This window comes from Streptomyces populi (genome assembly GCF_002911015.1).
Lineage (GTDB): Bacteria > Actinomycetota > Actinomycetes > Streptomycetales > Streptomycetaceae > Streptomyces > Streptomyces populi.
In genome coordinates, this window is record NZ_KZ626849.1 from 81120 (window position 1) to 105373 (window position 24254).

The 24254-nt window shown below is 73.6% G+C and carries 17 protein-coding genes; 7 read left to right on the forward strand and 10 right to left on the reverse strand.

What is annotated here, in order from left to right:
- Window positions 1–6 precede the first annotated feature (6 nt).
- The 7 genes from CW362_RS08200 to CW362_RS08230 form a co-directional block, all read right to left on the reverse strand.
- Window positions 7–861, reverse strand: a complete 855-nt coding sequence (locus CW362_RS08200) for a carbohydrate ABC transporter permease (protein ID WP_103548697.1) — start codon at window positions 859–861, stop codon at window positions 7–9.
- Window positions 858–1796 carry a carbohydrate ABC transporter permease gene (locus CW362_RS08205; protein WP_103548698.1) on the reverse strand — a complete coding sequence of 313 codons (939 nt, stop codon included), beginning with the start codon at window positions 1794–1796 and terminating at the stop codon, window positions 858–860. Before CW362_RS08205 ends, CW362_RS08200 begins: the two co-directional genes overlap by 4 nt.
- A complete protein-coding gene (locus CW362_RS08210; RefSeq protein ID WP_103548699.1) occupies window positions 1793–3148 on the reverse strand; it encodes an extracellular solute-binding protein in 1356 nt (451 codons plus the stop codon). Before CW362_RS08210 ends, CW362_RS08205 begins: the two co-directional genes overlap by 4 nt.
- A gap of 181 nt (window positions 3149–3329) precedes the next feature.
- Complete coding sequence (locus tag CW362_RS08215; protein WP_103548700.1) at window positions 3330–6692, reverse strand: ATP-binding protein; 3363 nt, start codon at window positions 6690–6692, stop codon at window positions 3330–3332.
- Window positions 6685–7392, reverse strand: a complete 708-nt coding sequence (locus tag CW362_RS08220; protein WP_103548701.1) for a hypothetical protein — start codon at window positions 7390–7392, stop codon at window positions 6685–6687. The genes CW362_RS08215 and CW362_RS08220 overlap by 8 nt, the downstream gene beginning before the upstream one ends.
- Before the next feature lie 88 nt (window positions 7393–7480).
- A complete protein-coding gene (locus tag CW362_RS08225) occupies window positions 7481–8332 on the reverse strand; it encodes an SMP-30/gluconolactonase/LRE family protein (RefSeq protein ID WP_103548702.1) in 852 nt (283 codons plus the stop codon).
- Window positions 8329–9102, reverse strand: a complete 774-nt coding sequence (locus CW362_RS08230; RefSeq protein ID WP_103548703.1) for an IclR family transcriptional regulator — start codon at window positions 9100–9102, stop codon at window positions 8329–8331. Before CW362_RS08230 ends, CW362_RS08225 begins: the two co-directional genes overlap by 4 nt.
- A gap of 582 nt (window positions 9103–9684) precedes the next feature.
- On the opposite strand from CW362_RS08230, the gene CW362_RS08235 reads away from it, so the two are divergent.
- Window positions 9685–10314, forward strand: coding sequence for a hypothetical protein (locus CW362_RS08235; RefSeq protein WP_103548704.1), 630 nt, complete (start codon window positions 9685–9687; stop codon window positions 10312–10314).
- Window positions 10315–10424: 110 nt separating this feature from the next.
- Here the strand turns inward: CW362_RS08235 and CW362_RS08240 are convergent, their stop codons facing one another.
- Window positions 10425–11300 (reverse strand): ATP-grasp domain-containing protein, encoded by an 876-nt coding sequence (locus CW362_RS08240; protein ID WP_103548705.1) that lies wholly within the window; start codon window positions 11298–11300, stop codon window positions 10425–10427.
- Between the two features lie 263 nt (window positions 11301–11563).
- Here CW362_RS08240 and CW362_RS08245 point away from each other — a divergent pair, with 263 nt between their 5' ends.
- A complete protein-coding gene (locus tag CW362_RS08245; RefSeq protein ID WP_103548738.1) occupies window positions 11564–12661 on the forward strand; it encodes a MerR family transcriptional regulator in 1098 nt (365 codons plus the stop codon).
- A 43-nt stretch (window positions 12662–12704) separates the two neighbouring features.
- Here CW362_RS08245 and CW362_RS08250 read toward each other — a convergent pair whose 3' ends face one another.
- Window positions 12705–13424: a toxin-antitoxin system, toxin component gene (locus tag CW362_RS08250; protein WP_240657716.1), complete on the reverse strand. Its 720-nt coding sequence runs from the start codon at window positions 13422–13424 to the stop codon at window positions 12705–12707.
- Between the two features lie 388 nt (window positions 13425–13812).
- Between CW362_RS08250 and CW362_RS08255 the strand changes: the two genes are divergently transcribed.
- Complete coding sequence (locus CW362_RS08255; protein WP_103548706.1) at window positions 13813–15330, forward strand: acyl-CoA synthetase; 1518 nt, start codon at window positions 13813–13815, stop codon at window positions 15328–15330.
- Window positions 15323–16714, forward strand: a complete 1392-nt coding sequence (locus CW362_RS08260) for a carboxyl transferase domain-containing protein (protein WP_103548707.1) — start codon at window positions 15323–15325, stop codon at window positions 16712–16714. The genes CW362_RS08255 and CW362_RS08260 overlap by 8 nt, the downstream gene beginning before the upstream one ends.
- Before the next feature lie 239 nt (window positions 16715–16953).
- Here the strand turns inward: CW362_RS08260 and CW362_RS08265 are convergent, their stop codons facing one another.
- The gene (locus tag CW362_RS08265; RefSeq protein ID WP_103548708.1) at window positions 16954–20598 is read right to left on the reverse strand and encodes a S8 family serine peptidase; all 3645 of its coding nucleotides are present in this window, start codon (window positions 20596–20598) and stop codon (window positions 16954–16956) included.
- 282 nt (window positions 20599–20880) lie between these two features.
- On the opposite strand from CW362_RS08265, the gene CW362_RS08270 reads away from it, so the two are divergent.
- The 3 genes from CW362_RS08270 (at window position 20881) to CW362_RS08280 (ending at window position 24094) form a co-directional block, all read left to right on the forward strand.
- Entirely contained in the window at window positions 20881–21918 is a 1038-nt protein-coding gene (locus tag CW362_RS08270; RefSeq protein WP_103548709.1) for a rod shape-determining protein, read from the forward strand.
- Between the two features lie 24 nt (window positions 21919–21942).
- A complete protein-coding gene (locus CW362_RS08275) occupies window positions 21943–23523 on the forward strand; it encodes a GAF domain-containing protein (RefSeq protein WP_103548710.1) in 1581 nt (526 codons plus the stop codon).
- Window positions 23524–23857: 334 nt separating this feature from the next.
- Window positions 23858–24094: a hypothetical protein gene (locus CW362_RS08280; RefSeq protein WP_103548711.1), complete on the forward strand. Its 237-nt coding sequence runs from the start codon at window positions 23858–23860 to the stop codon at window positions 24092–24094.
- Window positions 24095–24254 lie beyond the last annotated feature (160 nt).

The window sequence follows — 24254 nt, forward strand, 5'->3', positions numbered from 1 at the left end:
CCTCGGTCACTGGCCGGCGAGACCGGTGTGCGCGACACCGGCGACGATCTGGCGCTGGAAGAAGACGAAGACGACGATCAGCGGCAGGCCCGCCATCAGGCCGCCGGCCATGAGCTGGGCCCACTGGATGCCGTAGGAGTTCATGACGGTCGCGATGCCGTTCGGCATGGTCATCAGGTCGGGGTTGTTGGTCACCATGTACGGCCACAGGAAGTTGTTCCAGGACGCGATGAAGGTGAAGATGCCGACCGCGGAGAGCGAGGGGCGCGAGAGCGGGACGACGATGGTGAGGAAGACCCGCCAGCGGCCCGCGCCGTCGATGAAGGCCGCCTCCTCCAGCTCGCGCGGGACGCCCTGGAAGAACTTGTAGAGGATGTAGACCATCGCGGCGGGCGCGCACTGCGGAAGGATCATGCCCCAGTAGGTGTCGACCATCCCCATCTGCTGGACCGTGGTGAACAGGGGGACGCCGAGGACCGCCGGGGAGACCATCAGGCCGGACATGACCAGGCCCATCAGGGCGCCCTTCCCGCGGAACTCGGTGCGGGCGAATCCGTAGCCGGCGAGCGCGCTCACCAGTACCACCAGGAACGTCACGCACACCGAGACGACCAGGGAGTTGACGAACCAGCTCGTGATGTTGCCGGTCTCGAAGAGGGCCTTCCACGCCTGGCCCGTCCAGTCCTCCGGCAGCCAGTGCGGCGGCACCTCGACGGCCTCGGTCTCGGACTTGAGCGAGGTGAACAGGCCCCAGAGGAGAGGGGCCAGGAGGACCACGGAGACGGCCGTGCCGAGGAGGGTGAGGACGATCTGGCCGGGGGTCCATGTCTTACGGGGCTTCACGGGCACCGCGGTCGTCATCGGGTGGCCTCCTCGGTGCGGTTGCGCAGCAGCCACATCCTCGCGAGGGCGACGGCGGCGATGATCACGAAGAAGATGATGGAGATCGCGGAGGCGTAGCCCACGCGGTAGCTGGTGAAGCCCTCCTCCAGGGTGTACTGGACGAAGGTGCGGGTGGAGCTCTCGGGGCCGGGGCCGAAGTCCATCATGACCACCGCCTGGTCGAAGACCTGGAGCGAGGCGAGGATCTGAAGGGCGATCACCAGGCCGGTGATGTTGCGGAGCATCGGCAGGGTGATGTGGACCGTGCGGTGCCAGGCGTTCGCACCGTCCAGTTTCGCGGCCTCGTAGAGGTGGGCGGGGATGGACTGGAGGGCGGCGAGGTAGAGCAGGAAGCTGAAGCCGACGGTCCACCACAGGGTCTCGACGACGACGGCGAGCATCGCGTACGACTTGTCGGTCAGCCAGGGCGTGTCGCCGCCGGACACGTGGTTGATCATTCCGGTGCCGGGGTTGAACAGCCACTGCCAGAGGTTGCCGGCGACGGTGGAGGGGAGGAGGAAGGGCGCGAAGAAGCACAGGCGCCACAGCCACTTCCCGCGCTCGATGTGGTGGGCGAGCATCGCGAGGAGGAGGGCGAGGACCGTGATGCAGGGCACGACCAGCAGCGTGAAGTACGCGCTGTGGCCGAGGGCGTCCCACATCAGGGGGTCCCTCAGGGCCTCGCGGTAGTTGTCGAGGCCGATGAAGTGCGCGTCCGCGCCGGTGATGTTGGCGTCCGTGAGGCTGAGGTAGACACCGCGCAGCAGCGGCCAGATCACGAAGAGGGTGAACAGCAGCAGGAAGGGCGCCACGAACCAGCCGCCGTGCTGGAAGCCCTGCTTGCGGCGGAGGGTGGCGCTCGTGGCGGCGGTCCTGGCGCGGGCCGGGGCGAGGACCGTGTCGGCGGTCGTCATGCGGCCGTACCTCCCTGCGCGGCGGTCCTGCCGTCCATGGGGTTCTTCATCGCGAGCAGCGTGGCGAGTTCGCTCTTCATGCGGCGCGCCGCCGCGTCGGGCCCGGCGGAGCCGACGGTCGAGGAGACGACGATCGGGCCGACCCGCTGGGCGAGGATGCCGGTGGAGCCCGCGAACCACACCGTGGGCTCGTTGGCCTGGTGGTTCATGGCCGACACGTACTCGTTCTGCGGGGAGAGCTTCCGGTACGCCGGCGTGGACAGCGTCGGGAGATGGGCGGGGATGTGGCCGCCGGCCGCCCACTGCCGGGCGTGCGTGACCACGTAGGCGGCGAGCCGGTGGGCGGCCTCGTTCGTGGCGCCGCCGCGGTCGGACCGGTGCGGCAGGACGAAGGCGTGCGACTCGGCGTGGGTGGCCCGGGTACCGAGGACGGGAGGCAGCGGGATCGCGCCGTAGTCGAGCTTGGCGCCGGAGTAGACCGGCACCGACCAGTTGCCCTCCCAGGCGAACGGGGCGCCGTTGATGAACTGTTCGGCGTTGACGGAGCCCATGGCCGGGTTCGCGTAGCCGTCGGTGACGTGCCGGCGCAGGAACTCCAGGACCTGGGTGGCCTTGTCGGTGTCGAAGGTGACCCCGGTCCTCGCGTCGTCGAACCAGGTGCCGCCGAGCTGGGTGTAGAAGGCGACGAAGAACCACCACTGGAAGTTCTGGTCGTTGATCCACAGACCGATGGTCTGCAAGCCTTTCCTGGTGGCCTTCCTGGCCTCCTCGAGCACGCCGAACCAGTCGTCGACCGAGGTGACCGGCACCATCCGGTCGTCGGCGCCGAGCAGGCCGGCCTTCCTCAGCACGTCCTTGCGGTAGAAGCAGAGCTGGACGTGGACGTCGAGCGGGAGTGCGTAGAGCCTGCCGTCGACGATGCCGCGCCGCCACAGCTTCGGGTTGTAGTCCGACTCCCGCAGTCCGTACTCGGCGAGCAGGCCGACGTCCCAGGCGTCCAGGAGACGGCCCGGTGCGAAGCCGGCGACCCGGCCGATGTGCATGACGCCGAGGTCCGGTGCCCGGTTGCCCGCGGCCGCCATGGCGAGCTTGGTGTAGAAGGGGTTGCCCCACTGGAGGGTCGAGTCCTTCACGGCGATACCGAGGTTCGCCCGGCGGAAGGCGTCCAGCATCGCGATCATGTTGTAGCCGTCGCCGCCGCTGAAGAGGTTCCAGTAGCGGACGCGGGTGCGCGCACCGGACGCGAGCGCGTCCGCGCCGGTGCCGAGCGCGGCAAAGCCGAGGCTGCCCGCGACCGTCAACCCACCTGCTCCGGCCAGGAGTTGCCTTCGGTTCAGGCCAGGTCGTCCCATTCCCCGCCCTCACTGTTCGAGATTTCGGAAGACGCTCGCAACTTCGAACGGGACCGTAGATAGGAAGCGCTTACTCGTCAATGGTTCGCGCAGAACTTTCGAACGGAACACGAGATACCGAACACCACCGGGCGACAAGGGACTTGACGGGGACCGATCGGTACCGGCACGGCACGGACCGTCAGATCGGGATGCCCGGCCCTCGTCTGCGCAAGTTCTCCACCTTCGGGCCGTACACGTCCACCGCGGCCCCGACACGGTTGTTCTTCGGGTTGCACTTCTTCCCCAGCGCGATGCCCTCCGCGATGCGGTCCAGCACATCCACGTACTCCGGCGGCGTGAGGTTGTCGCCGCACTTCTCCGCCCACAGGAAGCCCTCTCGGGCGAGTACGACGAAGGCGTGCGGGGCCTCGCTCCTGTACTGGGTGGCGACTTGGGACAGGTCGTGCACGGCCTGGACCGCCGCCCGCATCAGCTGAGGGTCGGTCGGGTCCTGGGCCGAGGAGCGCAGGCGCACCTTGGCGTCGGCGGTGACGACGAGCCTGTCCTCGGATCCGCCGGGGCAGCCCTTCGCGGCCGCGAGGTGGTTCCTGGCGAGATCGAGCTTGCCCTGCGCGGCCTCGTACTCGGCGCGCTGCAACCAGTAGTGGTGGTCGTCCGCCAGGAACTGGTGTGCGGCGTTGTAGATCCGCCGTACCGCCTCGGCGTCCAGGTCCAGCCCTCGCATGGTCTCGTGGCTGAGCAACTTGATCATGGCGCTGCGATCGCGGTGCTGGTTGTCCGTGATGTGCCAGGCGCGTCCCGCGTAGAACAGCAGCAACTTGGCGATGACCCACTCGAGGTCGTCCTTGCGCTGCCGCAGCACGGTCCGGACGACCGTGTCGGCGATGGTCCGCTGCCGGCAGCGCAGCCGGCCGTCACCGGTGCGCACCAGCAGGTTCATCTCCACGAGCGCGTTCACCGCGGCTCGATGGCTCCGGTTCGGAGCCATCGGGTGGGAGACGATGTCCAGCAGGTCGGTCTCGTCGATGCCCCGTTGCTGGAAGATCAGCGAGGAGTCCGAGAGCGAGATCACCGCGTACGGTCCGCGCTGTTCCTGCTTCAACTGGTGGAACTCGCTCTCCACCTTCTGGGTCAGGGAGCTCCCCGTCACCGCCTCGATCATGGCGGCGAGCAGCCCTTGGTCGCACTTCTCCCGCAGCTTCGCGACCTTCTGACGCATCAGCCGATGCTTCTTGAGCTCGCCGATCCGCGCGTTCCTGTCGAGCGCTTTGACGATCTCCTTGAGGTCGCCGTCGGTCAGCAACTGGTCGGAGCTGACGACCTCGGCGGGGAAGCCCGCGTCGATCTCCGACCACCGGGTCTCCCGGATCGCGGCCACCACCAGGGTGCGGCCGTTGTCGTTCAGATTGGTCAGCAGCGGGGCGGCGCGACGCGTGAACATGTCGACGTCGTCCACGAAGATCGCGCCGAAGGACTCCTCGCGCGCCTGCTTCTCGATATCGCGGGAGGTCCGGGACGCCCCGCGGTCCACCCAGCCCACGTTCTTCGCCTTCGTGTGGAGCCGGTAGGCGACCTGCATCAGGGCGGTCGTCTTGCCGGAACCGGCGGTGCCCTTCACCAGGACGATCGGCTGCCGCTCCCCCTCGGCGGGCCGGGCCCGCTTCTCGACGGCGTCGGCCAGGGAGAGCTGCGCGGCGATGTTCTTGTCCTTGATGTCACCCCACGTCGGGTCCCGCCCGTCCAGGAAGTCGCTCGCGCCCGCGGGAGCGTCGTCGAGGAGCTGGGCCACCCGGACGATCCCCACTCCGTCACGAGTTCCCGTGTACTCCTCGGTGAGCACCCGCCGTCCGTCCTGCAACGCCTGGACTCCGGGGCCGAGGCGGCCTCGTACGAAGTCCGCGGGCGCCGTACGGATGTGGCGCAGGCCCGCCTCGCGCAGTCGGGCCCGGTCCGCGGCCGTGCCCTCCGGGGTGACGAGGAAGCCGGGGAACTCGTGCCCGCCGAAGACCCGGCCGCCGATGCGGAGGGTCTCCCACAGCGCGGGGCTGCTCGGTGAGAGGGACAGGAAGACGACGGGCCTGGTCAGCAGTTCCGCCTGGAACCGCCGGAACCACAGGCCCCGCGCGTCGTTCGGCGGAACGGACCACGCGTCGCCGAAGTCCTGCGGGCCGCCGCCGTGGGGCCAGCCGTTCATGGTGACGATCTCGAGGGAGCTGCGCCTGCTCGTCGGGGGGTCCTGGCAGGCGTTCACGAGGGCCACGCTCTCCGCCAGGCGGGCGTTGCGGACCGTGGGAAGCGCGTCGCCTCCGGTGAAGTCGTAGACGCGCGACCAGGGTGCGCGCAGCAGGTTGTACACCGTGCGGCCGTCGTAGTCCTCCGGGACGGACAGGGCTTCGAGGTACTGCTCGAGCTGCTGCTTCGAGAGCCGGCGACGGACGGCGGCCCAGGTCTCGTGCAGCGCGGGAGCCGGCTGCGGCACCGCGCCGAAAGCGGCCTCGGCGAGGCGGCGGCCCAGCTCGTCGGTGTCGACGGGGCTGCCCTCCTCCGGCCCCGAGACCAGTGCGAGCACCATCTGGCCGGTCGACATGTGCCGGTAGAAGTCGGCGAGGAGGGAGTCCTCGTCGTAGGCCTCCTCCGGCCTGCGGGCAGCAGGCGCCCCGGGCGGCACGCTCCGGACGCGGGCCGGGAGCGTCGTCGGCAGTTGACGCCGAGTGGCGGCGTCCGTGACGACCGGGCGGTCGGCGCTCAGGTCCACGCGGAGCAGGAGGTGCGCGGCGCCGTCGTCGAAGGGCAGCCGCCAGCCGCTCGCGTCCCGCTCCCCGCTTCCGGCGAGGGCCAGCAACGGAGCTGCCTCCGGCGGCAGTTCGGGCAGCGCACCGGTGCGGCCGGCCAGCAGCAGCGTCAGGTCGTTGCGCCCCGCCCAGCCGCCGAACTCCTCCCCCACGGCGAGGTCGAGCTGTTCCTCGAAGCAGCCGGCGAGCGTGGTGGGCGCGTCGTCGGCCACCATGCGGAAGACGGTGTTCACGCAGACGAGACCGATCCTGCGCCCACCCGCCTCGTGGCACACGGAGCCGTCGCCGGGCAGCAGACCGGGGTGCCGGCCGGCGTGGGAGGACGCGCTCTCGTCCTCCCAGGCCGCCAGATCCGGGAAGACGCGCGACCGCAGCGGCCCGACGATGTCGTCGGCCATCTCCCCGCGCCACACATGGGGGGCGATCTGGTCCCAGCCGCCCGCCAGTTCACGTGCCAGCGACCGCATGGCGGGCATGGTGCGGCGGTCGTCCGGCCCGGGGACGGGGAGGACGAAGGGCTCGTACCCACGCTCGTCGATGCAGGCGAGCTGGAACTCCAGGACGAGGTCCTTGGCGGCCGTGGGATCGCCCGAGGTGCCGAGGACGAAGATCCCGTCGAGCCGGTGCCCGGCCTCGTGCAGTCCCGTCAGGTCGGCGAGCACCGAGGCGCGGATGCCGTCACCGCCCTGGCCGTCCGCGGGCAGCGGTCCCAGGACCAGGAAATGGGCGGTCTCCTCCGGCTCAGCCATCCTGCCACCTCACGCCTCTGACCTTGCCGCGAGGCAGGTGCAGGGTCGTGCCCCGCTCCTCGCAGACACCCCGGTCGGGTTCGATCTCGACGAACGACGTCCGCAGGGAGTCCTTGACGATCCGTCCCTCGACCCGTCCGGCGGCGGCGGACTCCTTCGAGCAGAGCGCGCTCAGCGCGGACGCGTAGGACGGGTCGATCACGACCGCTCCCTCGGCGGTCTCGCGCACCGGGTCGGTGAGGACCGTCGCCGCGAAGGTGAGGACGCTCAGCGCGACCGCCACGGCCGCGGCCCGGTTGGCCCGGCGCTGCCACCGGTCGATCGTCCGGGCTTCCTCCCGGACCTTCGCTATCACCTTGTCGAGCAGTTGCCGGCGGGACGCCACCTTGCGTTCCTGTTCCGGGTCCTCGGGGACGGGCGAGGCGACGGCGTGGAGGTAGAGCAGGGCCGCGAGGAGCCACAGCGCGACGGACGCTATGCCTGTCCACCGGATGGGCGCGGGGCGGTCCGCGAGGGCCGTGACGCTCAGTGCCGCCATCAGTCCGCCGGCGAACAGGGTGACGGTGGACTGGGCGGCCTGCGCACGGCCCCGGGCGACGCTGACGGCTTGGACGAGCTGGGAGTAGTAGGTCTCCGACACCGAGGTGACCACGGTGTCCAGGACCTGCTCGTACTCCTCCCGCTCCTGGCCCACCGTCATCGGATCCCCCCTGCCCGCTCGACAGAGCGCGAAAGTACCAGATTTCACAAGCTGTCAGCACAGGGGGGCGACGGACCGCCGGAGTTCCTCACAGGGCGAAGGGCACCTGCGGCAGGCCCTTGCCCGCGCCGGGGACGACGAGCAGGGAGCCGGACATCGGGTGCGGTGCCGTGAGGCCCGTGCGCGCGGTGGTGACGTACAGGTCGGCCAGGCCGGGGCCGCCGAAGGCGCAGGCGGTGGGGCGGCGGACGGGGAGCTCGATCACGCGGTCGAGGACCCCGTCCGGGGTGTAGCGGCGGACCGCTCCGCCGTCCCACAGGGCCACCCAGACGCAGCCGTCGGCGTCGACCGTGAGCCCGTCGGGGAAACCGTCGTCGACGGTCACCAGCGGCCGTCTGCCGGTGGGCGTCCGGTCCTCGCCCACGTCGAAGACATCGATCCGGCGGGTCGGGGAGTCGATGTAGTACATCAGCCGGCCGTCCGGGCTCCAGCCCGTGCCGTTGCTGACGGCGACGTCGTCGAGGACCGTCCGTACGGTTCCGTCCGGGGTGAGCCGGGACAGCGAACCGCCGCGCGGCGCCTCGTCGTAGCGCATGGTGCCGAACCACAGCGAGCCGTCGGGAGCGACCGCCGCGTCGTTCGCGCGGCGGCCCGGGACGGGGTCCCGGTGCAGCCACCGGAAGGGCTCACCGGACCCCTGTGCTCCGTAGAGCCCCACGCCGTCACGGAGGTTGACGACCAGTCCGCCGCCCGCGCGGGGCTTGGCCGCGCCCACGTGCTGCTCGGTCGCCGTCACCGTGCGGCGGCCGGAGGCGGGATCGTAGGTGTGGATCCGGGAGCCGAGGATGTCGACCCAGATGAGCCGCTCCGCCCGGGCGTCCCAGGTCGGGCCCTCGCCGAGCGCCGCGTGCGCCGGGACCGCGACCTCGACGGCGGTCACCGCGCGCTCCGGTGGCCGAGCCGCTCGGACAGCTCGGCGGCGCCCTTCACCGCGAGCTGCTCGAGTTCGGCGCGGCGCTCGTCGCTCCAGCGGATCATCGGCACGGAGATGGAGAGCGCGGCGACGACCTGGCCCGCGCGGTCGCGCACCGGGGCGGCGACACAGCTGACGTCCGGGTTGGACTCACGGCTCTCGACGGCGATCCCGCGACGGCGGATCTCGGCGAGGGCCTCGCGCAGGGCGCCCGGTTCGGTGATGCTGTTCGGGGTCATCGCCACGAGGTCGGCGTCGTCGGGGACGCGCGAGGCCAGTTCCGGCTCGGAGAGGGAGGCGAGCAGCATCTTGCCGACGGAGGTGCAGTGCGCGGGAAGCCGGCGGCCGGCCGCCGAGACCATGCGCACCGCGTGCGTGGAGTCGACCTTCGCGATGTAGATGACGTCGGTGCCCTCGAGGATCGCCACGTGCACGGTCTCGTCGCAGGTCTCGGCGACGGAACGGGCGACCTGCTGGCCCTCGGCCGCGAGGTCGAGCTGCTCGGCGTAGCGGCTGCCGAGCTGGTAGGGGCGCACGCCCAGCCGGTAGCGTCCCGGCTGGCCGGGCACCTGCACGATGTACGACCGGGCGGCGAGCGTGGTCACCAGTTCGTGCACGGTCGTGCGCGGGAGCTGGAGCCGGCGCACGATGTCGGGGGCGGAGAGAGTCCCGTCCCCGTCGAGAAAGAGCTCCAGTATGTCCAGAGCCCGGGTCACGGCAGGTACGAGGCGTCCCACAGCCGGCCCCCTCCCTTTTGTTCGAAATTTCAACAGACGATCGGGATGACGAACACAGGCTAGTCATTCGCCCTGGGGCGGGCAATGGTTTGAGAGGCCCGTACCCGCGGGCCTCCGCGCGGCCCGGCACCGGGCCGCGCCCAGGGGGCACGAAAGGGCCGTGCCGAACCCGACGACGAACCCACCGCGCACGGAGCCGGACACCGGAACCGGCCGCGGAGCCGGACGCCGGGGCCGGGCCGCAGGGCCTGCCCCCGTGGGGGCCGGGCGGGCGGTTTCCCGTGGCGGGGCCGGAGTGAGGTCGGGGCAGGGCCAGGCCGCGGCCGGGCCAGAGCGGGGCCGGGGCCGTGGGACAGGGCCAGGGGCGGGGCAGGGGCGGGGCAGAACCAGGACAGGGCAGGGCCGAGCAGAGGCCGTGGCAGAGCCGGGACCGGGGCTGGGACCGGGGCTGGGCCGGAGAGCAGAGCCGGGCAGGAGCGGGGCCGGGCAGAGCCGGGCAGGGTCGGAGCGGGGGCAGGCCGGGGTCGGGGGGTTCGCTGGGTGGGGCCGGTTGCCCGCCCGGCGAGGGCCTGGTGCGCGACCATGGACCCCATGCCGGCCAAACGCCCCGCCGCCCCCTTCGCCCCGCTCGACTTCCAGCTCGTCCTGCTGCGCCGCATGGCCGACCACAATCCGGACCTGGTCGAGGACGCCCGTCACGAACTGGGCGTGTCCGTCGCGGACATGCGCGAGGCCAACCGGCGCTGGCAGGCGATGCTGCACGCCCCGCGCGCACGCCCCGCCGCCTCGCGCCACCGCTCGGTCCTCGGCGCCCCCGAGTCCGCGCGCGAGCGCCGGATCGGCGATCTGACCTGCGAGGCCCTGCAATGGCCGGTGCCGCTGTGGCCCGACCTGCGCTTCGAGGTCCTGCTCGCCCCGAACGGCGTCGTCTGGAACGAATGGCTCGTACGGGCCCCGGGCGCCCCCGCCCCCGCGCTGGAGACCCTGGAGGACCTGACCCCCTGGTGCTGCACGGTCGACGAGGCGGCCCGCGCCTTCGCCCCCGCCCGGCCCCTGGAGGGCACGGCCCCGACCCGGTGGGGTCTGGCGTTCACGGCCCCCGACGCGTCGGGCGTGCCGCACGCGTGCGCGGCGGAGTTCACCTGGGGGCTGCTGCAACGGGTGGGCGTCGAGGGGCCGGTGCCGGGGCGCGCCGAGGGTCCCGGCCGGTAGTTCCCGGGCGGACCGCGGCCCGGACCGGGCACGGAACCGCGGGCGGACCACCCTCGGCACCGCGGACGGGGCCGGCGTGCTCCGGGACGCGCCCTCGGCGGGCGGCGCTCTCAGCGGGTGGCGGCCTCGACGATCCGGTCCACGACGACGGGCAGCGACCCGGGGTGGAGCCACAGGAAGAGGTTCGGCTCGACGAGCTCCAGCTCCATCACCCGGGGCTCGCCGTCGTCGCCGTCGACGAGGTCGACCCGGGCGTAGAGCACGCCGTCCGCACCTCCCGGCACGGCGGCCAGGGCCTTCTCGGCGACGGCCAGTTCGGACGCGGTGGGCTCCCAGACCTCCAGCCGCGGGTGGGGCGTCTTGTCCCCGTCGTAGGGCGTCCCCGGCTCCAGCACGGCACCCTTGCGGCTGGCGTGCAGCAGCCGCCCGCCGAAGAACTGGAGCGCCCGCTCGCCCCGGGTGTCGACGGCCGTCACGTACGGCTGGACCATGGCGGTCAGCCCCTCGGCGTGCATCCGCGCGAGCTGTCCGAGGGCCGTCCCCCGCTCCCCGGGCGTGTACCGGGCGGCGTAGCGCGCCCCGGCCCCCGCGGTGGGCTTCACGACGAACTCGTGCCCGTCGGGCAGTTCGGCCGGGTCCCCCGGCGCGACGTACCGGGTCGGCACGACCGGCACCCCCGCGTCCGCCAGGTCCCCGAGGTAGCGCTTGTCCGTGTTCCAGCGCACGACCGGCGCCGGGTTCATCAGCCGCGTGAGCCCCGCGCACCGCTCGGCCCATGCCACGAACTCCGCCACGCGGTGGCTGTAGTCCCAGGTCGAGCGGATCAGCACCAGGTCGAAGCGCGCCCAGTCGGCCCCGGGATCGTCCCAGTGCACGATGTCCGCCACCGCCCCGGCGTCCTCCAGGGCCTCCCTCAGCACGGGCAGGTCCCGGTCCGCGCCGGGTTCCTCGCCCGGGTCGTACGTGACGAGCGCGATACGGGCCACAACGGACTCCATCCTCGTGCGGCGCCGGCGCACGGCACCGGCGCCCGGCCTCGGACGCACCCCACCGGTACGCCGTCCCGGGACAACCCCGCCGCAGGTTAACAACCGCCCGCGCTCCCGGTCCGGGCCGCTCTTGACCTTCACCAAGGGTCAGGGCCCAGCATCGGTCCCGGAACGAGGAACGATGAACCAGGTCCGGGACCACGACCCGGGCCAGGACCGGGTACGCCCGGACACGGGAGCGACGGGGTGGACGCGTGGACATGCTGACGATCGGGGCCTTCGCGAAGGCCTCCCGGCTGTCGCCCAAGGCGCTGCGGCTCTACGACGAACTGGACCTGCTGCGTCCCGCCCGGGTGGACCCCGGGACCGGGTACCGCTACTACACGGCGGAGCAGCTCGAACAGGCCCGGCTGGTGGCGTGGCTGCGGCGGCTCGGCATGCCGCTGGCCCGCATCAGACGGGTGTGCGCCCTGGAACCGGGGCCGGCCGCGCGGGAGATCCGCGCGTACTGGGTCGAGGTCGAGGCCGAGACGGCCGCCCGCCGGGATCTGGCGGCGTTCCTCGTGGACCAACTGTCACCGTCCCCAGGGAAGGACACCACCGTGCTGGAACTCCGCTGCTCCGCTCTCACCGACACCGGTCTGGTCCGCGAGGCCAACCAGGACAGCGTCCACGCCGGTGCCCGCGTCCTCGCGGTCGCCGACGGCTGCGGGCCGGGCGGCGCACCCGCGAGCACGGCGGCCGTACGGGCCCTGACCTTCCTGGACGACGAGCCGCTGTCGGCCGGTGACGTGCTCAACCTGCTGGAGGACGCCGTGGAGGGCGCGGCACGGGCCGTGGCGGACCTGGTGCCGCACCCCGGCACGGCAGGGGCCCCGGACTGGGAGGGCACCGGCAGCACGCTCACGGCCCTGGTGTGGACCGGCTCCCGGCTCGCGCTCGTCCACATCGGGGACTCCCGGGCCTATGTGCTCCGCGACGGCGGGCTGTTCCGGATCACCCACGACCACACGCTGGTCCAGTCGATGATCGACGAGGGCCGCCTCACCCCGGAGGAGGCGACCACGCATCCGCAGCGCTCCCTCCTGCTCAAGGCGCTGGGCACCGTCGCCCCCGTACCGGATCTGCGGCTGCAGGACGTACAGCCGGGCGACCGCTATCTGCTCTGCTCGGACGGCCTGTCCACCGTCGTGCCGGACGAGGGGATCGAGCGGCTCCTCGCCTCGGCCCCCGATCCCGACGCGGCCGTGCGGGCCCTGGTCGGCGCGGCGAACGACGCCGGCGGGCCGGACAACGTCAGCTGTGTGGTGGCGGACGTGGTCGAGGCGGCCCGTCCGGCCGGATACCGGTTCTGCTGAGGGCCGTCCCGCGGGGCGGCCCCCTCGCCCGCCGGTCCCGGGGTCAGCCCTTCGGTCCGCGACCGGTCCCGGTCCCGCGCGGGGCGCCGCCGGTCGCCACGACCGGCGCCGGGCGCGTCGGCCGCTCCTGGGGTCTGCGGTAGCCGAGGGAGGTCTCGATGGCACGGCCGACCGGGTCGACCGGGATGTCGTCGCCGAGGCCGGTCACCCACGACCGGAAGACGCTCGCCAGTTGCAGACCGAAGGCCTCGGCCCGGGCCTCGTCCGCCTGGCGCGATCCGTCGCGCGCGGCGACGGCGCTGGCCGTCTCCTGCCGGAACGGCGCCCGCTCCCCGGGATCGCTCCAGCCGGGACGGTCCGAGAGGGCCGCCCGGGCGACGGCCGTGGCGCCGTCCGCGTGATGGTCGCGATGACCTTCCTTCATGTGCCACAACTCGTGTCCGAGGATGACGAGTTGCTGCACCGTGTCGGCGCGCTCCTCGACGACGACGAGGTCGAAGTCGCTGAACTCCATCCACAGACCGGTGACTTCGATCTCGTCGGGGAAGCGCTCGAAGCGGAGCTGGACCGGACGGCCGCCCCGGCGCCGGCTCATCTCCTCGCAGAGCGCCTCGGCCAGTTCCCTCAGGCCGACGGGCGTGTCGATCCTTCTCCGCAGTACCCGGTCGAGCTCCGCGGCCAGCGCCCGCATCTCGGAGCGGGTGCCGCGCGGACGCAGCGCCGCCATGAGCCTTCCGACGGAACCGGACGGCTTCGTCGTCATCGCTCCGCCTCCCCGCCGTCCAGGACGTGCTGGAGGACGGGCCGCCTCCCGCTCTTCGCGAGGGACGCCTCGCGCGGGTCCCGCACACCCTCCCGGGCGGGGACAGGGCGTTCGAGTGTCTCGAGAAGGGGCGGCGGGGACTGACTCACCAAAGGTCTCCCGGCAGTTGACTCATCAAGTTGTGACGCGAGGCCGACACTACGTGTCCGGGTCCGTCCACGCCACGGTTACCGATCGATCGTTCCCGGTTTCGGAACGATCCTTACGGTGCCTGCGCTCCCCCTCCACGTCCTCGGCGCGAAGAAGCGGCCGACCACCCGGTCCGGGAGCCGGATCGTGTAGGAAGAGCCTGTCCCTCCCGGTGAAGTCCTCTCGGCAAGGAGTCCTCGTGTTCTCCCTCTTCCCGGCCCTGGTGGGCGGTTCGGTCGCGGACAGGTCCGCGCTCCGCTTCGGCGACCGGTCCCTGACGTACGCGGAACTGGCGGCCCGCGCGGGAGCGCTGGCCGCACGGCTCGACGGTGCCGGGAGGGTCGCCGTCTGGGCGACGCCGACCCTGGAGACGGCCGTCGGCGTCGTCGCCGCGCTGCTCGCCGGGGTGCCGGCCGTACCGCTGAACCCGAGGTCGGGGGAGGCTGAACTCGGCCACATCCTGGGCGACAGCGCGCCGTCCCTGGTGCTCGCGGCCCGGGGGGACCGGCTTCCCGCTCCGCTCGGGGCGCTGGACCGTGTCGATGTCGACGCCGGGACCGCAGCGGCGGAGGCCTCCGGGGCCGCGGGGACCCCCGGCTCCGGCGCGCCCGCCGGCACGGCTCTCGACCCCGCCGCCCCCGCTCTGATCGTCTACACCTCCGGCACCACCGGCCCGCCCAAGGGCGCGGTCGTCCCGCGCCGGGCGATCGCCGCGACCCTGGACGCCCTCGCCGACGCCTGGCAGTGGACCGGCGACGACGTCCTGGTGCACGCCCTGCCGCTGTTCCACGTGCACGGGCTGATCCTCGGCGTCCTGGGCCCGCTGCGGCGCGGTGGGTCCGTACGGCATCTGGGCCGGTTCAGCGCCGAGGGCGTGGCGCGGGAGCTGGACTCCGGGGCGACCATGCTGTTCGGGGTGCCGACGATGTACCACCGGCTCGCCGAGGCGCTCGGCGAGGACCCCGGGCTCGCCGGGGCGCTGGGCCGGGCGCGGCTGCTGGTGTCGGGTTCCGCCGCGCTGCCCCCGCACGACCACGAGCGGATCAGGGCCGCGACCGGACGCGGGGTCGTCGAGCGGTACGGCATGACGGAGACCCTGATGAACACGAGCGTGCGGGCGGACGGCGAGGTCCGCCCCGGCACGGTCGGTGTGCCGCTGCCCGGCGTCGGGCTGCGGCTCGTCGAGGAGGACGGGACGGCGATCGCCTGGTACGAGGCCGACGGCGCCCCGGCCGGGGCGCACGACGGCGAGAGCGTCGGCGAGATCCAGGTGCGCGGGCCGAACCTCTTCACCGAGTACCTGAACCGGCCCGACGCCACCGCCGCCGCCCACACCGCCGACGGCTGGTTCCGCACGGGCGACATGGCGGTCGTCGATCCCGACGGCTCGGTCCGTATCGTCGGCCGCAGGAGCACCGACCTGATCAAGAGCGGCGGTTACAAGATCGGCGCGGGCGAGATCGAGAACGCGCTCCTCGAACACCCCGGTGTGCGCGAGGCAGCCGTCGCCGGAGAGCCCGACGCCGACCTCGGTGAGCGCGTCGCCGCCTGGATCGTCCCGTCCGCCCTCCAGGAGCCGCCGTCCGCCCAGGAGTTGGCCGACCACGTGGCCCGGCGCCTCGCCCCGCACAAACGGCCCCGCACCGTGCGCTTCATCGAGGAACTGCCCCGCAACGACATGGGCAAGATCCTGAAGCGGGAGCTGCCGCGTGACTGAACGGATCTCGGCCCGCGAGGCCATCGCCCTGGTCACCGACAGCTTCGCCGAACTCCCCGTGCCCGAAGGAGAGTTCCCGCCGGACGGTCCGCTCTCCTGGGAGGGGTACGGCGACGCGCGGGCCCGCGCGGCCGGCCGCACCGGGGAGGAGGAGTCCGTCGTCTGCGGCACCGCGACCTTCGGGACGGCGAGTTTCGGCACCACGATCGACGGCCGGGAGCCGCTCGGTCCGGTCACCGCGGTCCTCGTCGCCTTCGAGTTCGGCTTCCTCGGCGGTTCCCTCGGCGAACGCACCGGTGACCGTCTGGAGGCGGCCTACGACCACGCCCGTACGCACCGGCTGCCCGTCGTCTCGCTCGTCGCCACGGGCGGCAGCCGGATGCAGGAGGGCATGCTCGCGCTGACCCAGCTCCAGCGGGTGGCACGGCAGTCGGCGCTCACCCGGGAGGCGGGGCTCGCCCAGATCGCGGTCCTGCGGGACCCGACGACGGGCGGCGGCTGGGCCACGCTCGGCGCGGGCGCCGACGTGACCCTGGCGCTGCCGGGCGCCCAGGTCGCCTTCGCGGGCTCCCGGGTCCGCCCGCCCGACGCGGACCCGGCCGCGTACACGGCCGAGGCGCAGGTCGCGGCGGGCTCGGCCGACGCCCTCGTGCCGACGGACGGGCTGCGGGAGGCGCTCGCCCTGTGGCTGGACCTGCTCACCCGGCCCGCCGCCGGGGCCGCGCCCGTCCCGGCCGCGCTGGGCGACGCGACCGACCCTCCCGCGACCGGCTGGGAGGCGGTGCAGCGCGCCCGGGCCGCCGGACGCCCCCGCGCGGAGGCCTACCTGGACGCGTACTTCACCCGCAGGGCGGCGATCCGCGGCGACCGCTGCGGCGGCGCCGACGACGGCGTGCTGTGCGGCTTCGGCCGGGCGCACGACGGGCGGACCGTCGCGTACGCGGCCCAGCGCGGGACCCCGACCCGTCCCGCCGGATACCGCACGGCCGCCCGGCTGGTCCGGATGGCGGGGCGGCTCGGCGTCCCGGTCCTGACGCTGGTGGACACCCCCGGCGCCGCGAACGACGCGGACGCCGAGCGGCAGGGGGCCGGCCCGGCGATCGCGGACCTGTTCGCGGCGGTCGCGGGCGCCCGGACGCCCGTCACCACGCTGGTGATCGGCGAGGGCGGCTCGGGCGGTGCGCTGGCGCTGGCCGCTCCCGGCAACACCTGGGCCACGCCGGACAGTTACTTCTCCGTCATCGCGCCGGAGGCGGCGGCCGCGATCCTCAAGCGGCCCGTCGGCGAGGTCCGGGCGACCGCGGACCGGCTCCGGATCCGGCCACAGGACCTGCTGGACCTGGGAGTGATCCGGGGCATCTCGCCGTACCGGCCCACGAGCTGAACGGGCGGGCGTCCGCCGGTTCCTCCCTCCCCGGAGGAGCCGGCGGACGCCCGCCACGCGGGGCACCGCCCTTGTCGGCCGCCCACGGGGGGCCAGACCACGGGGGCCGGACCACGCGGGGGCGGGCCGCACGGTGTCGGACCACCCCGGGGCAGGGCCGCACCGGGCCGGAAACGGACCGGGCCGGGAACGGACCTAGGGGTGGCTCGCGCTCGGGGGACCCGCCGCCCGGCGGACGCTCACCGCACGCCCGCCGCCCGCACGGTCTCCTGGTCGACCGAGCCGCCCCGGTCGTCGTGGGCGAAGGCCCGCAGCGACACGAAGCGGGCGTCGCGCGGCACGTCCAGCGTTCCCTTCCAGCGCGCCTCGCCGCCGCCGGTGAGCGGGACCGCCTCCCAGGTCGCCCCGTCGTCGTAGGACACCTCCAGCCCGCCCCCGGTGATGGTGCCGGTGTCCGACGCGCCCTTCACGTACTCGGCGTGGACGCCCACGGGGACCTCTCCGCGGCGCACGTCGCCCGCGAGGTCGGTGCCGAGGTCGTAGCCGAGGTTGATGAGCGGGAGGAGGACGGGGTGGTCCTCGGGCGCGGCCGCCGAGCGGACGGTCCACTCGGTGCGGCCCCGGACGGCGAGCCTCCAGCGTCCGGGGTCGAGGGCCGTGTCCGTGACGACCTCGTAGGCGTGCTCGTCGGCGGGCGCGTCCCGGACGTCCACGGCGGAGCCCCGCTGCCGGGCGAGCAGGACACCGTCCTGGTGGACCTCCGTGAACTGGGTCATCCCGCTGTCGTCGCTCCACACGTCGCCGGAGCCGGTGTGGTCGGGACCGGAGTCGCCCCAGCCGGGGGTGTCGAACCGGATCCGGTCGCCCGTGCGTTGCTGGCCCCGGCCGAGTCCGGTGCCGAGCCAGGGGTGCCAGACGGGCTTGAACCAGTCGAGGGTGCCGCGGGTGCCGCCCCGGTAGGAGACGAGGCCGCCGCGCTCCTCCAGCGCCCCGGCGCCGACGTTCACGGACTCCGACCAGGTCTGTCCGGTGCCGGTGGAGACGTAGTCGGTCCGCCGGGCCGGGTAGTCGATCCGCTCCTGGAAGCCGAGGCCCACGGGGAAGGGATCGGCGACCGAGTAGCGGAACTCGCTGCCCTCGACGGGCTTCGCCGCGTGGAACCTCGTGTCGAGGACGGCCAGTTCACCGCGGCCGGGCGCGTAGGTGAGGCTCCGGTCCGGGACGGAGCCCCGATACCCGTGCGAAAGGTCGTACACGTAGGGCGAGTCGAGGGTGCCGGTCATGTCGACGGTCCGCAGGGCGCGCAGGCGCCGCGCGTCCGCCGCGTCGACGGTGGCGATCTGTAGCGGCCGCTCCCGGTCGTCGTCCGTGCCGAACCAGGCGTTGAGGCGTCCCGCCGTGCCGTCGGTGACGAACAGGGCCTTCGCCCCCGCGTCCTGTGCCTCCTGGGCGAGCGCGGGCGGCTCGGCGCCGTCGGCGAGCCGGGCCAGGACCGCCTTGCCGCGCACCCCGGTGAACGGCCCGTCCCCGACGTCGGCCAGCGGCAGCCGGCTGCGGCCCTCGATCAGGGTGCCGCCCGGCTGGACGAGCGCGTCCCTGACACCCACGACGTCGAGGAGCGGCTTCCCGAGCCGCCACACGGTCCGGTAGTCGAAGGTGCCCTCGGTGACCTCCGGGGTCGGCGCGGCGAAGACGCTGTCGTACGTCACGGGCACCTGGACCGCTCCGGACAGGTCCGAGCCGCCGCCGGCCCGGTCGTACTCCATGACCAGTTGCCGGGTCTCGGCGCGCCGGCCGACCTTCGCGCGGATCTCCCGCAACGTCCTTGCGTCCAGGGTGACTTCGCGGTCCCGGTCGAGGACGGTCTCGGGCGCGGCGAGGAAGCCGAGGCCGAGCGAGTCGGCGCCGTGGCCGCCGCGCACGTCGAGGAACGACGTGAGGCTGTACGTGCCGGGCGGCAGCCGCAGTTCCAGGGTGCCGGAGTCGCCGACGGACGCCGGGTACGGGTCGGTGTCCCGGGCGAGCCGCTGCACAACGAGGTCGGCCGCGGCCGGTTCCCCGTCCCGGTCCACCACGTGGACCGTGAGCGTGTGCCGCTCGTCCTCCTCGACCAGCCCGAACGCGGTGTGCGCGACGGGCGTGCCGTCCACCGACGCCACGACCTGCCCCGAGGTCGGGCCCACCGGCGCCTTCGAGCCGTCGCCGGTGAGGGTGGTGGACGCGGTGCCGTGCGCGGGGACCGTGAGCGTGGTGTCGGCGAGGGTGGCGACGCCCTCGCCGGCCCCCTCCACGGCCAGCGTCAGCCCGACCGCCGCGTCGGAGGAGTTGGTGTAGGTGATCGTCCTGGTGACGGGCTCGTCGTCCCCGGGGGGCCGGCGGTGGAAGCCGAGGTCGGCGCCGCCCGTGGCGGTGATCTCCGCGCCGACCGCGTCCGCGGCGCTCACCCGGCCCGCGCCCGACGTGTAGACGGAGGCGCCGAGCCGCTTCGAGGTCGACATCAGCGCGTCCTTGAGCCGGGCACCCGTCCAGTCGGGGTGTTCCTGGGCGAGCAGCGCGGCCACGCCCGCGACGTGCGGTGCCGCCATCGACGTACCGCTCATGGAGGTGTAGGGGCCGCTGCCGTCGACGAGCCCGGAGCGGGCGGCGAGGATGTCGACGCCCGGCGCCGAGAGGTCGGGCTTGAGCGCGTTGTCGCCGTGGCGCGGTCCGGCGCTGGTGAAGTACGCGGGTTCGTCGGCGGAGTCCACCGCGCCGACGGTCAGGGCCGCGTCGGCGGCACCGGGCGAGCCGATGGAGGAGGGGGCACCGGTGTTGCCGGCGGCGACGACGAAGAGCGCGCCGGTCTCCTCCGAGAGGGCGTCGACCGCCATGGACATGGGGTCGGTGCCGTCGCTGGGCTCGGTCGAACCGAGGCTCATCGAGATCACCTCGGCGCGCACGTCACGCGCGGCCCACTCCATGCCGGCGATGATCCCCGACTCGCTGCCCGAGCCCTGGTCGCCGAGCACCTTGCCGACGGCGAGGGTGGCCTCGGGCGCCACGCCCTTCTCCAGTCCGCCGGAGGCCGCGCCGCTGCCGCCGACGGTGGAGGTGACGTGCGTGCCGTGACCGTTGCGGTCGGCGACGTCCTGCCCGTCGACGAAGCTCCTCGTCCGCGCGATCCGGCCGGCCAGATCGGGGTGGCTCGTGTCGACGCCGGTGTCGAGGACGGCGACGGTCACGCCCTTGCCGGTGAGCCCGGCCTCCCAGGCCTCCGGGGTGCCGATCTGCGCGTTGCTCGCGGCCATGCCGGCCTCGACGCGCCCGTCGAGCCAGACCTTGCCGATCCCCGCCCCGGGGGCCGGCCGCCGGGTCATCGCCCTCCAGAAGGTCCGGCCCCGGTCCGCCTCGAGTGCCGCGCCGCGGATGCTCGGCAGCGACCGCGTCCGCACCGCCCCGTCCGGCACGGCCGCCCGTGCCTTCGGCTCGTACGTCACGATCAGCGGCAGCTCACCGGCCTGCCGGTCGGTGAGCCCCTGGCGTATCAGTCCGCTCACGTCGAACAGCCGCCGGTCGAGGGTGCCGGCCCGCAGGTACGGCAGCGCCTCGTCCGGTACGACGGTGACGGCGCCGTCGGCGACCTGGGTGCGCACGGCCCCGGCGGCCCCTTCGGGGCGCACGACGGAGACGGTCCTCTTCCCGCCGCCGACGTCGGTGACGGTCACCTTGTCGCCGGTCACGAGGGTGACGGTGTCCGCGGCACCGGCGGCCCGCGCCGACGTCGGGGTGCCGGCGCTCCCGGTGTCCGCGGTGGCGGACGCGCCCGCCCGCCCCGTGGGCAGCAGGGCGAGCACGAGCCCGGCCGACAGCAGCACCGCCGGACGTCTCCGTGGTCCTCTGTTCATCCGTGGCCCCTCTTCGTCGGCCGTGCGGGCCGGGCGAAGCCGGCGCCCGGTGCCTGCGAAGAGTGTCGGGGCGCTCGTTCCGCGCGGATGCCGTCGTGTCCTGGCGGGAAGGCGCCCTGGCGGCTTCCCGCCAGGACACGACGGCGGGTGCCGCCGGATCACCCGTCCGGCGGCACCTCGCCCGGCCGTCCAAAAGGGGCACCGGCCCCCCGTCGCCCGCAGGATGAGAGAGGACCGCCGCCCGGCGGAGTCCCACGGTCTGCGCTCTCGGGAGGACCTGACATGACCGCCAGTCTGGAGCAGCTGCGCCGTTGTCACTTCGCCGTCGACCTGGGCGCGGCGAGGACCCGTGTGTGGGTGCGGGGCGCCGGCCTGGTCGTCGATCAGCCGAGTGTCGCGGCGGTCAACACGAAGACGGGCGCGCTGATCGCGGTCGGGGAGTTCGCGGAGAAGATGAAGGGCCGTACGCCCGACTACATCCGGGTGGCGCGCCCGGTGTCCGGCGGCACCGTCGTCGACATCGACATGGCGCAGCGGATGCTGCGCCATCTGCTGGGCGACAAGGTCCGGCGCACCCTGCGCCGCAAGCCCCGGCTGCGCGCGGCGGCCTGCACGCCGCACGACGCGGACCCGCTGGCGCAGCGCGCCACGATCGAGACGCTGGTCGGGCTGGGGGCGCGGCGGGTCGAACTCGTCGACACGCTGATCGCGGCGGCGGTCGGCTGCGGACTGCCCGTCGAGGAGCCCGAGGCCACCATGATCATGGTGTGCGGGGCCGCCGCCACCCAGCTCGCCGTGCTGTCGCTGGGCTCGATCGTCACCGCCGAGCGCATCCCGGTCGGCGGTGAGGCCGTCGACCACGCGATCGTGCAGCACCTGCGCCACCAGCACGAACTGATGCTGCCGAGCCAGGCCGTGCGGCCCCTGCAGCTCGCCCTCTCCGCGAACGGGCCGAACGCGCCCGGACCGGCCCTGACCGAGATCCACGGGCGGGACGTGGCGACCGGGCTGGCGCGTTCCGTGCAGGTCGACACCGCCGCCGTGCGCATGGCGATCGAGACGCCGCTGACCGCCGTGCTGGACGGCGTGGGCAAGGTGCTGCGGTCCTGCCCGCCCGATCTGGTGGCCGACGTCGCCGACCGCGGGATCATGATGGTCGGCGGCAGCGCGCTGCTCCCCGGGCTCGACCAGATGCTCCGGCAGGCGACCGGCGTGCCCGTCCACATCGCCGAGCGGCCCGACGTATGCGCCGTCCAAGGCCTCGGTTACATGCTGGAGGGCAGGATCGAGCCGAGGATCCTGAACCCGCTGGCGAACTGACGCGCCAGCGCCCGCGGGTCTCGCATGACCGGCCCCGTGCCCGGACTCCCGCCTCTTCTCGAAGCGGTCATCGGCGTCGGCACCGAACTCGAACTGCGCGCGACCCTCCAGCGGATCGTGGACGCCGCCGCCGAGCTGACCGGGGCCCGGTACGCGGCGCTGGGGATGAGGGAGCCGGGACGGGACGGGCCGGTACGGATCCGCACGGCGGGGCCGTACACGCCGGAAGGCGGCCCTTCGTCCGAGGCGTACGGCCCCTCCGGTTCCTCCGTGCCCGAGTCCGGGTCCGAGTCCGAGTCCGACATCTGCCTGGACGTTCCCATCCGGGTCGACGACGAGGTGTTCGGCAACCTCTGCCTCGCGGACAAGTCCACCGGGCCCGTGACCCGTGAGGACGAACAACTGGTGCGCCTGCTCGCCGCGCAGGCCGGTATCGCGATCGCCAACGCCCGGCTGTACGAGACGGCCCGGCAGCGGGAGCGCTGGATCGAGGGCGCCGCCGCCGTCACCACGGCCCTGCTCAGCGGCGGGACCGGAGCCGACGCGCTGACCACGGTCGCCGAACGCGCCAGGATCCTCGCGGGGGCCTCGGCGGGGATCATCCTCGAACCCACGGCCGAGGGCGGCATGGAGATCGTGGTCGCCTCCGCCCCCGGGGACCCCGTCGGCATCGTGGGCGCCACCATCGCGCCCGGCAGCCCCGTCCTCGAGCAACTCCTGGGCGGGGAGCCGGTGTTCATCGACGACTCGGCGACCGACCCGCGGATGACGACCCCGGTGCGGTCCGGGTTCGGACCGAGCATGATGCTGCCCCTACAGGCCGAGGGCCGGCTCATCGGCACGCTGGCCCTGCCGCGCGGACGCGGCGACCGCCCGTACACGGAGGTGGAACGCCTGCTGGCCACCCAGTTCGCCTCGCAGGCCGCGCTCGCCCTGGTCCTCGCCGACGCCCGGCACAGCCGTGAACTCCTCGCGGTGTACGAGGACCGGGACCGCATCGCCCGGGACCTGCACGATCTGGTCGTACAGCGCCTCTTCGCGACCGGCATGATGCTGGAGTCCACCCAGCGCAGGAACGCCGCGCGCGGGGAGGGCGGCGGCGAGGACGGCGACGGCGGGGCCGAGGAGGTGTCCGTGGTCCTCGGCCGGGCGGTCGACGAACTCGAGGCCACGGTCCAGGAGGTACGCACCGCGATCTTCGCGCTGCAACAGCCGCCCGCCGACGCCCCCACCACGTTCCGCGGCAAGGTGCTGCGCGAGACGGCCGGCGCGGCGGCGGTCCTCGGTGTCCGGCCGTCCACCCGGTTCACGGGCCCGGTGGAGAACAGGATCACGGATCCGGTGGCCGGCCGGCTGCTCGCCGTGCTGCGGCGCGCGCTGGCCGCCGCCTCACGGCGCTCCGGGGTGTCGCGGATCGAGGTCGTCGTCGATGTGACGGTGACCCTGCCGGACGGCCGCCCCGGCGTCCGGCTGACCGTCCATGACGACGGCGAGCCGAACGGCGCTTCCGGGGACGCGGACGCCGGCGACAGCGACAGCGACAGCACGAGCGGCGGAGGCCCGGGCGACGACGGCACGGGCGTCACATGGCAGTCACCGTTGTGACGGTCGGTCGGTCGGTCGGTGCGAACGCTCGTGCGGGCGGTTCAGTACGGCAGCAGGCGCCCCGACGGCGTCCTGCGGTCGATCGGCGTCTCGCGCGGAGCGGCGGGCCGACGGTTGACGCGGATCCGGATCTGACGGTTCATGACCCCTCCTCATGACTGATGAGACCGGCGTCCTCGTCGACGCGCATAGACGCATGGTGCCCACGGATGCGCCCCTCCTACCCTCCGAGCAGGATGTTCCGCACCGGTCCTCGCCCACCGGTCCGCGCCGGGGGCAACGCGCCCGGTCGCGGTCCCTTCCTCCCGGGTCCGTCCGTGGTCACCTGGGAAGCATGAACAGCAGACACAGCGAGCGCGTCACGCAGTGGTGGGAAGCCCTGGACCCTTCGGCGCGGAAGGCCCTCCTGGATCTCCGTCTGGTGGAGGGCGACAGACTGCCCGAGGAGTTCGTGCGGGGTCTCAAGGAGCACGGCATCCACCCCGTCCAGTGGGAGGAGCCGGAAGCGGGGCACCTCGTGCCCGGAGAGCTGGTGGAGTTCCTCGCCGGGAAGCGCGCCGCGAACACCTGACCGTTCACCCTTCTCGTCGCCCCCGGAACCGGATTCGGTTCCGGTGACGGATCCCCTGTCCCACGCCCGTCCCAGAAGTGTTGCGTTCCCGCAGGTCACAGCCGTGTGACTGTCCCGGCGTCCCGTTCCGGACCGAGAGGATCCGGAACGGGGCGAGCGC

Bases quoted from the DNA above. Each gene is read 5' to 3' on its own strand.
- CW362_RS08265 (WP_103548708.1), bottom strand. From the start codon at position 20,598: ATGAACAGAGGACCACGGAGACGTCCGGCGGTGCTGCTGTCGGCCGGG.
- CW362_RS08235 (WP_103548704.1), top strand. From the start codon at position 9,685: ATGGACCCCATGCCGGCCAAACGCCCCGCCGCCCCCTTCGCCCCGCTC.
- CW362_RS08200 (WP_103548697.1), bottom strand. From the start codon at position 861: ATGACGACCGCGGTGCCCGTGAAGCCCCGTAAGACATGGACCCCCGGC.
- CW362_RS08250 (WP_240657716.1), bottom strand. From the start codon at position 13,424: ATGACGACGAAGCCGTCCGGTTCCGTCGGAAGGCTCATGGCGGCGCTG.
- CW362_RS08205 (WP_103548698.1), bottom strand. From the start codon at position 1,796: ATGACGACCGCCGACACGGTCCTCGCCCCGGCCCGCGCCAGGACCGCC.
- CW362_RS08280 (WP_103548711.1), top strand. From the start codon at position 23,858: ATGAACAGCAGACACAGCGAGCGCGTCACGCAGTGGTGGGAAGCCCTG.
- CW362_RS08275 (WP_103548710.1), top strand. From the start codon at position 21,943: ATGACCGGCCCCGTGCCCGGACTCCCGCCTCTTCTCGAAGCGGTCATC.
- CW362_RS08270 (WP_103548709.1), top strand. From the start codon at position 20,881: ATGACCGCCAGTCTGGAGCAGCTGCGCCGTTGTCACTTCGCCGTCGAC.
- CW362_RS08220 (WP_103548701.1), bottom strand. From the start codon at position 7,392: ATGACGGTGGGCCAGGAGCGGGAGGAGTACGAGCAGGTCCTGGACACC.
- CW362_RS08245 (WP_103548738.1), top strand. From the start codon at position 11,564: ATGCTGACGATCGGGGCCTTCGCGAAGGCCTCCCGGCTGTCGCCCAAG.
- CW362_RS08210 (WP_103548699.1), bottom strand. From the start codon at position 3,148: ATGGGACGACCTGGCCTGAACCGAAGGCAACTCCTGGCCGGAGCAGGT.
- CW362_RS08215 (WP_103548700.1), bottom strand. From the start codon at position 6,692: ATGGCTGAGCCGGAGGAGACCGCCCATTTCCTGGTCCTGGGACCGCTG.